At 58.3% G+C, this 12416-nt stretch carries 14 protein-coding genes; 5 read left to right on the top strand and 9 right to left on the bottom strand.

Going from position 1 to position 12416, the window contains the following annotated elements:
• The first annotated feature begins 45 nt into the window (after positions 1 to 45).
• From IRZ24_RS09910 to IRZ24_RS09890, 5 genes are all read left to right on the top strand, one after another.
• Positions 46 to 381, top strand: coding sequence for a hypothetical protein (locus tag IRZ24_RS09910; RefSeq protein WP_297163307.1), 336 nt, complete (start codon positions 46 to 48; stop codon positions 379 to 381).
• Positions 382 to 747: 366 nt separating this feature from the next.
• Positions 748 to 2556: an FAD/NAD(P)-binding oxidoreductase gene (locus IRZ24_RS09905; protein ID WP_297163304.1), complete on the top strand. Its 1809-nt coding sequence runs from the start codon at positions 748 to 750 to the stop codon at positions 2554 to 2556.
• Entirely contained in the window at positions 2557 to 2850 is a 294-nt protein-coding gene (locus tag IRZ24_RS09900; protein WP_052891136.1) for a 4Fe-4S dicluster domain-containing protein, read from the top strand.
• 4 nt (positions 2851 to 2854) lie between these two features.
• Positions 2855 to 3847: a hypothetical protein gene (locus tag IRZ24_RS09895; protein ID WP_297163301.1), complete on the top strand. Its 993-nt coding sequence runs from the start codon at positions 2855 to 2857 to the stop codon at positions 3845 to 3847.
• Positions 3848 to 4089: 242 nt separating this feature from the next.
• Positions 4090 to 4464 carry a hypothetical protein gene (locus IRZ24_RS09890; RefSeq protein ID WP_297163298.1) on the top strand — a complete coding sequence of 125 codons (375 nt, stop codon included), beginning with the start codon at positions 4090 to 4092 and terminating at the stop codon, positions 4462 to 4464.
• Between the two features lie 296 nt (positions 4465 to 4760).
• Here IRZ24_RS09890 and IRZ24_RS09885 read toward each other — a convergent pair whose 3' ends face one another.
• From IRZ24_RS09885 to IRZ24_RS09845, 9 genes are all read right to left on the bottom strand, one after another.
• A complete protein-coding gene (locus IRZ24_RS09885; RefSeq protein WP_297163295.1) occupies positions 4761 to 5573 on the bottom strand; it encodes a hypothetical protein in 813 nt (270 codons plus the stop codon).
• A 275-nt stretch (positions 5574 to 5848) separates the two neighbouring features.
• Positions 5849 to 7330, bottom strand: a complete 1482-nt coding sequence (locus IRZ24_RS09880) for a replication-associated recombination protein A (protein ID WP_297163293.1) — start codon at positions 7328 to 7330, stop codon at positions 5849 to 5851.
• Positions 7331 to 7561: 231 nt separating this feature from the next.
• Positions 7562 to 8482, bottom strand: coding sequence for a PfkB family carbohydrate kinase (locus IRZ24_RS09875; RefSeq protein ID WP_297163290.1), 921 nt, complete (start codon positions 8480 to 8482; stop codon positions 7562 to 7564).
• A 207-nt stretch (positions 8483 to 8689) separates the two neighbouring features.
• Positions 8690 to 9718, bottom strand: a complete 1029-nt coding sequence (gene jag, locus IRZ24_RS09870) for an RNA-binding cell elongation regulator Jag/EloR (RefSeq protein WP_297163287.1) — start codon at positions 9716 to 9718, stop codon at positions 8690 to 8692.
• A gap of 309 nt (positions 9719 to 10027) precedes the next feature.
• Positions 10028 to 11044, bottom strand: coding sequence for a YidC/Oxa1 family membrane protein insertase (locus IRZ24_RS09865; protein ID WP_297163284.1), 1017 nt, complete (start codon positions 11042 to 11044; stop codon positions 10028 to 10030).
• Positions 11045 to 11079: 35 nt separating this feature from the next.
• The gene (gene yidD / locus IRZ24_RS09860; protein ID WP_297163281.1) at positions 11080 to 11304 is read right to left on the bottom strand and encodes a membrane protein insertion efficiency factor YidD; all 225 of its coding nucleotides are present in this window, start codon (positions 11302 to 11304) and stop codon (positions 11080 to 11082) included.
• A gap of 2 nt (positions 11305 to 11306) precedes the next feature.
• Positions 11307 to 11705, bottom strand: coding sequence for a ribonuclease P protein component (gene rnpA, locus IRZ24_RS09855; protein ID WP_297163278.1), 399 nt, complete (start codon positions 11703 to 11705; stop codon positions 11307 to 11309).
• A 202-nt stretch (positions 11706 to 11907) separates the two neighbouring features.
• Positions 11908 to 12042 (bottom strand): 50S ribosomal protein L34, encoded by a 135-nt coding sequence (rpmH, locus tag IRZ24_RS09850; RefSeq protein ID WP_069805928.1) that lies wholly within the window; start codon positions 12040 to 12042, stop codon positions 11908 to 11910.
• Positions 12043 to 12235: 193 nt separating this feature from the next.
• On the bottom strand, positions 12236 to 12416 hold a 181-nt coding region (locus IRZ24_RS09845; protein WP_297163275.1), incomplete at its 5' end, for an FHA domain-containing protein.

Raw genomic sequence — 12416 nt, 5'->3', positions numbered from 1 at the left:
ATAAAATACTCCTATGTATGGATATGAATTTCCGGGCTGGCGATTATGATTTCTCCGCGTAGCACAGCTGTCATATTCGTCTTGCTCCTGGTCGCTATCCTATCGCTGGCCTGCATTAGCCCGCTTGCTCTCTTCAATCCGATGGTCACCCAGGGACCAGGTGTAGAGCACGCCGATGGCAAAATCATTGCGATTCAGCAGGCCGATATGAGCTTTGTGCTCCAGACTGCCAGTGGGCAGCAACTACGTTTTCTCTGTGTCGAGCGCTGTCGCCTGGCGCTGCAGCATATGGAGCGGCACCTGAGAGAGAAAGCGCATACCGATGTCTACTACTACGCGCAGACTGCGGGCAAGCCCCCGGTGGCCTTTCAGGTAGACTAGCGTCGCACTGAGCATGGACGGGAGGGAGCGAGAGTATGCCTATCTGTATCGGTGGTCTTGTGCATGCTGGGCGTCTGATTGTCCAAAGTCCAAGGAGGAGCATGGTCAGGCAGCCACAGCGACGAATCCCTAAGCGTCTTAGCGCGCTGGGAGAAGCACCCATTTCGACAGCAAGGGATAGCTGGATGGAAGAGAGCCAATAACGCAGATGCAGTGCAGGGCAGCCGACGGCCAGGAGAAATGAGCTACCAGAAGCGCTGAGCAATCAGCAGGGAAGAAAGAGCTAAACGAGCAGAGCCTGAATGGCGCTGCGAGGCACGAGCCTGATCGAAAATCAGGTGATGGGTGAGCATAGATAGAGGAGATATGAGACAGGATCATGCAGGTCATCGGGCACCCTTATTCAAAGGGAGTGAGCCGCCCAGTATTGATCGTGCTGATATTGTGATTGTCGGCAACGGCATTGCCGGTCTGACTGCGGCCATCCAGGCGCGGAGCTTCGAGCCAGATGCCCGCATTGTGATCATCACCGATCAGAACCATCCCACGATCAATACACCCGCGCTCAAGCAGTTCGCCGTTGGCAAACTAACCCGCGAGCAATTGCTAGCCTATCCTCCCGGCACAGAGCGGCAAGAGCGTATCCATCTCATTCACGCGCGGGTTGAAAAAATCAACGCCCAGGGGAAATTTGTGACCCTGGCCAATGGTAGTGCCTTTGGTTACGGCTCACTACTCCTGGCCACTGGTAGCACGCCGACCGCGCTGCCTGCCCATCTGCCGGGGCGTGATTTCGATGGCGTCCTGACGCTACACCGCCTGCAAGATTATCTTGATCTACGGCGGCGTCTGCCCGAAGTTGAGGAAGCCGTAGTGATCGGTGGCGGTGCCCACGCTTGTGAGACGGTCATGTGTTTGCTGCACTGGGGCATTCACGTCCACTGGCTAATTCGCAGCGCGGGATTACTGCCGCGTATGCTAGACGAGACCGCCTCAGAAATGGTGCTAGAGCGTATCAGGCAGGCCGGTGCAAGCGTCTATACCTCCACCGAGGTAGTTGGCATTGTTGGCCGCATGGGCAGCGTCATTGGCGTGGTCACCAACCATCAGCAGTTTATTCCTTGTCAGCTTGTCGTCGCCTGTACTGGCACGAAGCCAGTGACGGATCTGGCGAAACACTGTGATTTGCCCCTCAAGCATGAGAACGGCATTCTGGTCGATGACCACCTGCGCAGCAGCGTGCGTGACATCTACGTCGCCGGCGATGTGGCGGCCCTGAAAAACCCCCTTACTGGCCGCTACGAACCGCGTGCCCAATGGTACGCTGCCGTGGAGCAGGGCCGTTTAGCGGGAGCGATGATGACCGGTCATCGTGAGGCGGCACGTCCGTTCGGCGTTCCCTGGCACGCCACCCACTTGGGCGACTTGTCAATGCTCTATGTAGGGAACCCACTGCAATCGCCACCTGGGTCCTATGTACTGACCGATACCAGCCGTGGGGGCTATCGCCGTCTCCTGCTGCAGGGAGAACGCCTAATTGGCTATCTCTCACTTGGTCCCATGCAGCCAGATAGTCTGGCGATCAAGCGTATCATCGACGAAGAGCTGCCCGTACGCGATATTTTAAAAGGTCTCCTGAAAGGCGAATTCGATGCTCGTCAGTACTTAAGCCGTCGACGCACCTATAGCGCTCAGGATCTAGTGACGAGTGGGCGCCTGGCCAGCGTGAAGCCCTCTCCTATCCAGCACCAGTATCAGCAAACACCCGAATCCATTCCCGCTGTGCGTAGCAGCGAGCCAGCAGCAGAGGCGGCTCAGCCGGCGCCTCGTCTTCCGACAACCGAACAATTACCTCCCATCTCTACCGGGCCTAGCCTGGTGCCCCAGCGTGCCCCAACCTCTCAGCCGGCGGCCAGTGCTCCCCGCTATCCGATCCTGCGAGAAGAGGAAGAGATCAGCCCTTTCACCGGCAGCCTGCCGGCTTTGCCCGAACACGGACAAGGAGGGACACGTCTCAACTCTGGCAGCCTGCCGGCTTCGCAAGAGCAAGGCCAAGGAGGACGGCGCAACCTCTGGGCCTACAGCGACCCTGCGCTGCCGGCCTTCTCTCGCCGGAGTCCAGCGCAGACCCAGCATGTTCGATCCTACAGAGAGAGACAGGAGGGAGGACGATAGGTGCGTAATCCTGTCCTTTTGCATAAAACTGCTTCACAGGTGCAGCAGGAACTTGAGGCCTGCATTGGCTGCAACGAGTGCCTGCTTGCTTGCCCAGCGCTTGACGAACCCCTGACCATCGATGTCCTCAATCGCGAGACCTTTGGCGGCCCGATCTCGGCCCCAGTGGCACGTTTTGCCCGCTCGTGCTATCAGTGTGGCGCTTGTGTACCTCCCTGTCCGGTTGGCCTCCACCGTGATGCCATGATGATGTGGCTGAAGATTCGTCTGTACCGTTCTGGAGAGGAGGATTAAACTCATGCCGGTTTTACGTTCTTCCTCGCCCTATGATTACAGCGCCAGCCAGGAGCGGTCTGGTGTTGGAGGCTATCCACTCTTCTTTGTCTATCTCAAGCCGCACAATCTCCTGCGGATCTCACTGGGGCTATTCATCATTATCGCTGGACTTGCCTTCTGTATCTGGTATAGTCGCCACGGCAGCGATCCCACGCCCGACAGCCTGGTCGGCCTGAGTTACGCTGTAGTGGGCACAGTCTTTCTCCTGCTGGCCGGGCTCCTCTACAGCTTGCGCCGCCGCTCGCGCAAAAGCAAAAAGGTTATCGGTGGATTGCGCTCCGCTTTGGGCTGGCACATGTTCTTTGGGCTGACCGGCCTGGCATTGATCTTTTACCACTCCTTTGGCAACTTTAACCCTCGTTCTGGCACCTATGCCCTCTACGGCCTGATCGCCCTGGTAATCAGCGGCATCATTGGACGAGCCCTTGATCGCATCATGCCGCGCCTGATCGCGAAAGAGGCCAGCAAGGCCCTGACAGTAGAAGGGGAGGACCGCATCGAGGCTATTTCCCAGCAGCTCCAGGCGATTGTTGAGCATAACTCCCAGCGCGTCCGAGGTCTGACCCCCTCACCAGCCTCAGCCTCCTCCGCTCTCTCCTCTGCAGCAGAACGCGGCGGCCCGGGACGCGGGCGCACCCTGCATGGCCCGTGGGATCTGGCCTATCTGACCCTGGAGGAGACCCCTCAAGAACTCAGCCGCTATGAGCCCAGCTATCGCCTTGTGCCTGATCGCAAAAGTCCGCTCAGCCAGCCCGGGGCCTTACTGCCCGGCGCTCAAGAGCAGATAGCGGCCCTGCGGCGCATTGAACGCGCTCTCCAGCGCGAGCAATTCTATCGCTACGTCATTCGCTACTGGCGCATCTTCCATATCCTACTAGCGCTTGTAACCGCCGGCTTGGTCATCTGGCACCTGGAGTATGCCGCCTCACTGGTAATCCCGACCCTTTTCCATTGAGACAGGGAGCTGACTCACCAAGGCGCTACTCACTGCAGGCAGCAGAGCTGGTCTCATTCACCCTCATTCCATGCCATGTCAGTTCTCCTGCCTGCCGGTCTGTCATAGCAAAGCATCGCTTGAGCTGCCGGAGCCGGACTGGGGAAATCGCCTGTTACGACTCTCCAAGACTCTTCTCTGTCAAGAGTCGACAGGAAAACCCTGATGGCTGTTGCTGCGTATTAACTAGTGGAGGGAAGGCTATGTCAAGAGAACTGCTCGTCCCCGGTAGCCGCTCACGGCGGCTCTGGCCCAGGCGCCTGGATCTGCTCTTTCATCTTGGAAAAACCGTCAGATTGATTGCCTATCTGCTGCGACATAAGCAGGTCGGTCTCTGGCGCAAACTCTTCTTTGTGGGCAGCTGTGGCGCGCTCATCATTCTACTGCTTTTCCCTGATGCTTTAGGTGAAGTGATAAGCAGCGCGGTACTGCCCGTTGTCGGTACCATTCTCGGAGTGCCGCTTGACGCTGGCTTCGACTGGCTCACACTGGCCCTGGTCCTGGCCACTCTATTACGCATCTTTCCGACGGAAGTAGTAGAGGAAGGCTATCGCCAGGTCTTCAGAAAGGGGCGCTAAAGAGCGAAGAGGGGGAAGATGCTGAAGCCAAAGAGGGAGCAAACCCGAGAAGATCCCTGCCGGCTCGTGGTTAAGGCTGAAAAGAGCACAAAAAAGCAAGCGAGGCAGAGCTATACTGCAGCCATTCAAAGGAGCACCCTGCCTGTCCAGCCCGCTTACGCTACTGTACCTCAGATGCACATCTCCGTTTGAGCCGACCGTCACCGCTCAGCTAAGGAGGGAGCCACTGCTCCTCTCTCGCGGGTCCGCACCCGCAAGCGAGGATAGCGACGATCGATCTATAACTCTTCCCTCTGTTAGAGGTGGATTTTATCATTGGCATCAGACGGCCTGAACTTGGTCCCCGTATTAATGAATACGATGTTCTGATCACCAAGGTGGATAATCATATCTGGCTTGCCGTCGCCGTTGACATCCTTGAATTCCAAGATCGGGGGGATTTGATCAACGTTGGAGTTGGTGCCATACAGATAGGGGCCGCCATAGGTGATGGCCTTCGCTGGGTCACCGGCCATCAGCTCAACAACGATGATGTGGCCGTGCAGGTTAATGGCAATAAAATGGCTGGGGTGCTGAGGGCTGTCACCTCCATGCCCGACGACAGCGTCGGTCTGATAGGTGCGTGGATTGCCATAGCGGATGTCATCGAGACGCTGCGTGCCCCAAGAGATCAGCCAGGAGGTCAGGACCCAGAGGGCCAGCATGACAAGCATGCCTACACCGATAAAGAGCAACCAATGAATGCGGCGACCTGACTCTTTCTCTCGCCCTGACAGGCCGCTTTTGTAGGGGGCTTTCGTCGCTACCGGCGGGGCTGCTGCCGGCGCCGGCGCTGGGGTCGCACGCATGCGCCCCGTGATGGCGGGGCTGGCCGTAGTCGTCACTGGTTGCTGTGCGCTGCGCCGGTAGGTGTAGGGTACCGGCATCTGTCGCGTGGTCGACTGCGGACTAATAGCTCGCTGGGTTCCCGTGAGACGAGGATCGTTGAGGCGAATAGCACTGCTACCGGGCCGCGGCGGTCGCGATGCATCTGGATCGTCTTCTGCAAGATAATCGAGCGGATCTGGTGGTACATAGCCACGGCGTGTCTGAGTGGTAGGGAGGGGCATATCGTCTCTTCTGAGTCGGGCGGATCGCCTTGCTGCCGTATATTGCTGCCTCTCTTCTCCAGACATTAGCTCTCCCTTTCTCGGTGAGTTTTTCCTGGGCGCTGCGCACAATGTCAATGCATGTTGCTCGACGAAAGCACCAGACGCACAAATTGCAAGCCCCAATAATTATGTAAGATCACCAGCCAGGTTGTCAAGGATAGATGTATATCAATTCAATGCAAACGTGTTTTGAAAAGAAAACGGCAGTTACCTGCTTTTTGACTATATATGTATCAGCATGAAGAATGGCTCTCTCCAGAAATGGGTGAAGAAGCCTCATGATGGGGGAGGCCTGACGTGTCAGAAGATGGCTGCTGGTACTGCGGAGCGGAAGAGGAGCGGCGCCGCTCCAGCCAACGTCTGATACTGGCCTCATTGCCCTGGAGTCCTGGGACATAATAATGGCGTCCCTGCAGATTGGCCGGCAAGTACTCCTGCAACTGGACCGCTGGCGGTCGTGACGGGTCCTCGCTTTCCCCCTCAAGCTGGCGATAGTAGTCATGAGCATACTTATAATCGTGGCCATAGCCTAGCTCTTTCATCAGCGTTGTGGGGGCATTGCGGAGCGCGAGAGGCACCGGCTCCTGGCGCAGTTGACGCACATCATCGCGTGCTTGTCCGTAAGCGAGGTAGAGGGCATTACTTTTTGGTGCGCAGGCCAGGTAGACCGCTGCCTCAGCCAAGGCCAAATCGGCCTCGGGCAAGCCCACGAACTGAACCGCCTGCTGAGCAGCCACGCACAGGGGCAGAGCCAAAGGATCGGCCAGCCCCACATCTTCGGTCGCGATGCGGATCAAGCGGCGGGCGATAAAAAGCGGGTCCTCACCCGCTTCCAGCATCCGTGCCAACCAATAGAGAGCGGCATCGGGATCGGAGCCACGGATAGCCTTATGCAGAGCTGAGATCGTATCGTAGTGTTGATCGCCACTTTTGTCATAGAGCAGAACGCGCTGTTGCTGAGCCTCTGCCACGGTGGCGGGGGTGATCCGACCCTGGCTAGCGCCTGCGGCGGCCAGCTCCAGCACGTTGAGCGCCGTACGGGCATCGCCATTAGCGAAGCGAGCGATCTGCAGGAGTGCCTCATCGGCGACCTCAAGATGCTGCCGACCCAAGCCCCGCTCCTCATCTTGCAAAGCTCTTTGCAAGAGCCGGATAATTTCCGCATCGCTCAGGGGATTGAGCGTAAAGACGCGGCAGCGGGAAAGCAGCGCGGCATTCACCTCAAAAGACGGATTCTCAGTCGTCGCTCCAATCAGCGTCAACAGACCTTGCTCGACGTATGGCAAAATGGCATCCTGTTGCGCCTTATTCAAGCGGTGAATCTCATCAATGAAGAGGATCGTACGCTGGCCTCTCAACTGGCGCCGTGTGCGGGCCTCCTCGGCGACGCGGCGCAAATCGGCCACGCCTGCTGCAACGGCGCTGAGGGAAACAAAGTGAGCGCGAGTAAGCTGTGCGATCAAACCAGCCAGCGTAGTCTTACCGCTGCCGGGTGGCCCCCAAAGAATCAGTGAAGGGACGCGATCCTCCTCCAGGCAGCGTCGTAGCAAGCGCCCTTCTCCAAGCAAATGCTCCTGTCCCACGAACTCCTCTAGTGAGCGCGGGCGCAAGCGAGAAGCCAGCGGCTCAACGCCCTTGGCCTTATTGGTCACGGCGCGCGCTGGCACTTCCTTCTGAGCCGATGCTGAATCTGGAAAGAGCGAAGCCTGCTCCATCGTAACGCTCGGCCTGATCGGCGCTGGCGAGAACCTCCCATTAAGATTGCTGCTCTTCTCATTCTATCACGCTGCCTGCTAACAAGAAAGGTCTCGGGACCCAAAACCTTGGCAAAGCTGGGAAGTGCGCCTGGGCCCAGCCAGCGTAGAGATCAGGGCCTCAAAAGAGGGGAAGGCATACGATGGCGATAATTGGGACAGCGAGACCAGCGTGCCTCGGCATCAAGCTAGCTACTCGCCTGCTGAACGTCGGCGTCGGGTCAGGCGCTCCTCCACCTGGGACAGCGTAGGGATGCCCTGTGTGCCCACGGCCTCCACCGAGAATGAAGCCACACAATTTGCGAAATCGACCGCCGCGGCGGGGTCGCCGGAGCGAGCCAGATGCACCAGGAAAGCAGCCGCGAAGACATCGCCTGCGCCCGTAGGGTCAACCTCACGCGCGGGATAGGCTGGAAAATGCTCGGCCTGGCCATTGCGAAAGAGGGTGGCCCCTTCGCGACCTGCCGTTGCCACCAGCAAGGGAACCAACTGGCTCCAGTGGCGCAAAATTGCCTCAGCCTCGGCCCGGCTGCCGTTTGCGAAGGGCAGCAGATCATCATGACTCAAGATCAGAGCGTCTAACAGAGGCAGGACCTGCTCAGCGGACTCCCAAGGCGTGGGCCAGACGCGACCATCGGCGTCCCAACGGCGTAGCCAGCCCTGCGGCGTAGCGGCCAGAATACGACCTTCGCCGCGCGGAAAAAGGGTCACTATCTCCGGACTCAGTTCCTGAGCCAGGGGAGCCAGCAACACGATCGAAGCGGCGCGCCAGGAAAGCGGAACATCCTCAGACGCCAGAGGCTCGCTGCGAGCACGCAGATACTGGATGCGAAAGCCATCCTGATAACGATTCTCAAAAGTTGTGGTTGTTGGAGTAAGGCGCGCCGCCAGACCGATGCCGGGCAGCAGCGAAGGCAACTGCTGACAGAGGTCCACAGCAGCACAAGTAACGAGCGCGGCGGGCAATCCGAGACGCTCAACCGTGAGCGTGGCGAAAGTCACCGTACCGCCAAGAGCGAATGAGCCATCGGGAAGCACATCGCGAGTGACATGGCCAATGCTGAGGAAAGCAGGAGGCTCAGCGCGAGCGGGCTGAAAGATAGTTGCAGACATAAAAAAGAACACCTCCCTCGGGCCTGAGTGGCGCAGTTCCCTAGCCTGATATCATGCCCGCTTGCCGCCGGCTGGGACAAGCCTTACGCGCGACAACCCTCCCCGCTAGGGAGGGAGAAGGCAAACAAGCAGCCTGCGAGCAAGCCAACAATCCCCCCCGTGATAGGAGCGGAAACGGAGCTAGTCAGCCGAAGGCGGAGACAGTGCCTACGAGCGCCCGGGTCGTTTCAGAGAGATCACCACGCGGCGCGCGTCGCCCTCGCCGATGCTCTCCGTACTGATATCCTGACTATCGGCCAGAGCCAGATGCACGATCCGTCGCTCGTGAGGAGGCATAGCTTCCAAAGCGATCGAGCGGCGGTAGTTGCGCACCTGCTGAGCCACTCGCAAGGCGAGCGAGCGCAGATTTTCCTCACGGCGCTGGCGATAGTTCTCGGCATCGACAATGATGCGCATGCGACGTTTCGTGCGATGGCTGACAATGAGATTCACCAGGAGCTGGAGAGCTGAAAGGGTTTCGCCACGACGACCAATGAGCAGGCCCAGATTCTCATGGATGCCCTGGATATTGAGCGTAAGAGGATCTGTCGAGCGCACCTGGACCGAAGCGCGGATATTCATATAGCGCAAAATATGCTGGAGCACATCGACGGTCAGCTCAATATCCTCGCGCGTAGGCTGCACTGGCTCCTGAGGAGCGGAAGAGCCAGCGGAAGTCTCGCTAGGGGAAGGAGCGACGGGAGCCGAGGCAGATGTTGAGCCGGCTGGAGCGACGGAAGCGGGACTAGGTGGGGAAGAAGGTTCCGAAGTAACCTGATCCCCGGGGGACTGCTGAGAGAGAGCAGAAGGCTGAAACTGTTGGAGGAATGGGGACGGCTCCGAGCCGTAGCGTGTCGTCCCTTTCCCCTGATCGCTCTCACCCTCCTCGGGGAAATCCTCAAACTCCTCTTCGCTATCGTAGGCGCCGTGAGAAGCGTCAGCGAAGAAATCCTCCTCCTCATCTTCCGCTTCGACCTGGCTCAAAATAGCGTCGGCCATTTCAGGGGTAATCACCGCGCCGCGGCTGGGGCGGACCGTTACCCGGACGCGGGCCTCGCGACTACCGAGTCCAAAGGCGCCGCGTGAAGGCTCCTGGAGGACCGTCACCTCGACCTCGTCTCGGCGCCTGCCCAAACGGAGCAGAGCCTGCTGGACAGCTTCTTCAACGCTTTTACCACTGGCCTCAATGCTTTCCACTGCTTACTTGCCTCCCTTGAAGGTATCACACAATGCAGGCAGAATGAGAAGCGAGAGCGTGAGAGAAACGGTCAGTTGGTTGCCCGCCGGGGCGGCGTACCAGGGTACGACCTGGAGAAGGCAGACCAACCCAACCGGACCGTGACAGGTACAGCAGCAGCCAGCGGGAGACTGGCTGGCAAGGCCTGCTCATCGACTCTGCTGCTAACCAGAAAGCCGGCGCAGCCCGGTCCATTCTGCCCCGGCCCAATTCACTTAATGTAACCTAACCTGATAACAGATACAAGCTCCTTCCTTCGAACCAGCTAACTAGCTGAGAGTAGGATTTCTCCTCCTGACGACGCCACGTCGGCGAGCGGAAGCACTGCGCAAGTGGCGGCGCGAAGCGCTCGTTGCGTTGTTGCGCAAAGTATGCTCATTGGAGAGCGCCACCTGAGCCTCTTGTGACTCAGTGGTCTCGTCAAGCAGGCGGGTCTGAGCTGTTTGCTCGCCCTGCGAAAGGTCCTTCTCTGTTTTACGCGAGAGCGAGAAGGGACTAGCAGGCCCTGTAACCAGGTAGTACTGGATAGCCATAAGGATGGAGCCAACGGCCCAGTAGAGGGCTAGGCCAGCGGGGAAGCTCCAGGCGAAGAAGAGGGTAAGCAGAGGCATAAACCAGGTCATGATCTTCATCGTCTGCTGCTGGGCAGCCAGAGCGTCGGAGGACCTGCTACCGGAAGAAGACGCTGTAGCGAGCGAGGGGGTAGTACGGGACTGAGTCAAGTAGAGCTGGACGAAGGTTGCCAAAGCCGCCAAGATTGGCAGAATGTGAGTTTCATCGGGAAGGGCCAGCGACAGATGCCAAGATGGATTGATGAAGGTGAACCAGTCGAGATTGACATTGGGGAAGTGGCTAAACTTAGGCAAGAAGGGATAGATAAAGCCATTGAGCCGCTCCAACCCCTGTGTTCCCTTCAGAGAGGCATCATCGATGACTGCCCGAAAAGCAAAGTACAGTCCATAGAGGACCGGCAACTGCAAGAGCAGAGGCAGACAACCTGAGTAAGGGTTAATATTATACCGTCTGTACAGCTCCTGAGTTGCCGCCATCTGAGCTTGAAGATCGTCCTTGTAGCGCTCACGAATGCGGCTCAGCTCTGGCTGCAGCTCCTGCATTGCCCTGGCCGATTTCAGCTGCTGCAGCGTCAGCGGGAAAAGAATCAGGCGGATAATGATCGTCAAGACGATGATCGACAGGCCGAAATCGCCAAAGAGGTGGTACAGCAGCATCAAAACGTTGAAAATCGGCTGCGTAAAGACAACATTGATAAAATCACTGATCCCCACGGGATTTCTCCTGCCTTCCTCGATCTTGCCTACTACTAGCCCAGGCGCTCAGGAACCGGGTCATAGAGATCTCCATGATAGAACGGGTGACAACGCGCCAGCCGTTTTACCGTTAGCCAGCCCCCGCGGATCAGCCCGAAGCGTTGAATCGCCTCGTAACCGTACTGTGAGCAAGAAGGCACGAAGCGGCAAGACGGGGGTAGAATCACGGAAAAGGTGCGCTGGTAGACACGGATCAAAAACAAAGCGACGTATTTCACGGCTATCGACCTTTGTGGACACTTCTGCCGGCGGCGCGCTGCCGTCCGAACGCCTCATCGGTCAGCAGCAAGCGCGCCCGGCGTAACAAAGTCTGTACATCAGCCCTCAACGTCTGTAGATCGACCTCAAGCGCCTCGCGCCTGGGAATCAGCACAATGTCCACGCCGCGCAGCCGAGGTAAGCAAGGCCGGATGGCCTCACTGAGCAAGCGTTTGATGCGATTACGTCGCGTTGCCAGCTTAAAGATGCGTCGACTAACCACGAAGCCGACACGAACCTGATCGCTCTCCGTCGGTGCCCAGGCGAGGACCAACAGCTTAGAGGCGACGCTCCTTCCCTGCTGCCTGACCCGCTGAAAATCGCGGCTTCTACGCAGGCGCAGTTCGCGTTTTAATGCCACCGTTCTGACAGCTTTGTATGTATCATCTTCACCATCAGGTGAGAGAGAGCAGCGTAAGAGACACCCTCAGCAGGGAGCGAGCTGACGCGAGCGGGCAGTGAGCCGAGCTGAAGCGAGCTGAGCCAAGCCAAGCCGATGCTGTCGAGCCGAGTGGAGGCCCGGCCCGCCATGCTTGCTGGGCGCTAGCTAGCTAGTTAGCTAGCTAAACCGTCAAGCGCCAGCGACCCTTCAGGCGGCGGGCCTTCAACACTCGCCGACCGGCGCGCGTTGCCATGCGTTTCAGAAAGCCGTGTTCCCGCTTGCGGGGAATACGCTTGGGTTGCCAGGTACGTTTCATAAACCCCTCGTTCTCCTCCACTAAAGGATGTCTTGTAGATTATAGCGGGTAGTGATCCTGGCTGTCAATGACGGGGGGAGGCATAGCTAGCTGGCCAGCTCTCTGGTTAGGCTGTGGTTGGGCCACTACCTGCCTCCCCCGTCGTGTGTTGGCTTACTCTTCCCCGTCCGTTTCGTTTCGTCTCTTAGCCGGACTAAGAAGTTTTGAAGCGCAGCAGCACGCGGCCCAGCTTGATCTCATCGTTGTCATGCAGCGGTGTTGGCGTTTTGGGTGCCAAGCGCTGGCGGTTCAAGAAGGTATAGTTCGTACTGTTCTCATCTTCGATCATATACTGTCCATTCTGGATAAAGATGCGTGCGTGCATGCGCGAAACG

The organism is Thermogemmatispora sp. (genome assembly GCF_019683755.1).
GTDB lineage: Bacteria > Chloroflexota > Ktedonobacteria > Ktedonobacterales > Ktedonobacteraceae > Thermogemmatispora.
The sequence above is the reverse complement of the archived record's forward strand: the minus strand, read 5'-3'. Positions and strand labels throughout refer to the sequence as shown.

Bases quoted from the DNA above. Each gene is read 5' to 3' on its own strand.
- IRZ24_RS09910 (WP_297163307.1), top strand. From the start codon at position 46: ATGATTTCTCCGCGTAGCACAGCTGTCATATTCGTCTTGCTCCTGGTC.
- IRZ24_RS09905 (WP_297163304.1), top strand. From the start codon at position 748: ATGAGACAGGATCATGCAGGTCATCGGGCACCCTTATTCAAAGGGAGT.
- IRZ24_RS09895 (WP_297163301.1), top strand. From the start codon at position 2,855: ATGCCGGTTTTACGTTCTTCCTCGCCCTATGATTACAGCGCCAGCCAG.
- IRZ24_RS09890 (WP_297163298.1), top strand. From the start codon at position 4,090: ATGTCAAGAGAACTGCTCGTCCCCGGTAGCCGCTCACGGCGGCTCTGG.
- IRZ24_RS09885 (WP_297163295.1), bottom strand. From the start codon at position 5,573: ATGCCCCTCCCTACCACTCAGACACGCCGTGGCTATGTACCACCAGAT.
- IRZ24_RS09880 (WP_297163293.1), bottom strand. From the start codon at position 7,330: ATGGAGCAGGCTTCGCTCTTTCCAGATTCAGCATCGGCTCAGAAGGAA.
- IRZ24_RS09875 (WP_297163290.1), bottom strand. From the start codon at position 8,482: ATGTCTGCAACTATCTTTCAGCCCGCTCGCGCTGAGCCTCCTGCTTTC.
- rpmH (WP_069805928.1), bottom strand. From the start codon at position 12,042: ATGAAACGTACCTGGCAACCCAAGCGTATTCCCCGCAAGCGGGAACAC.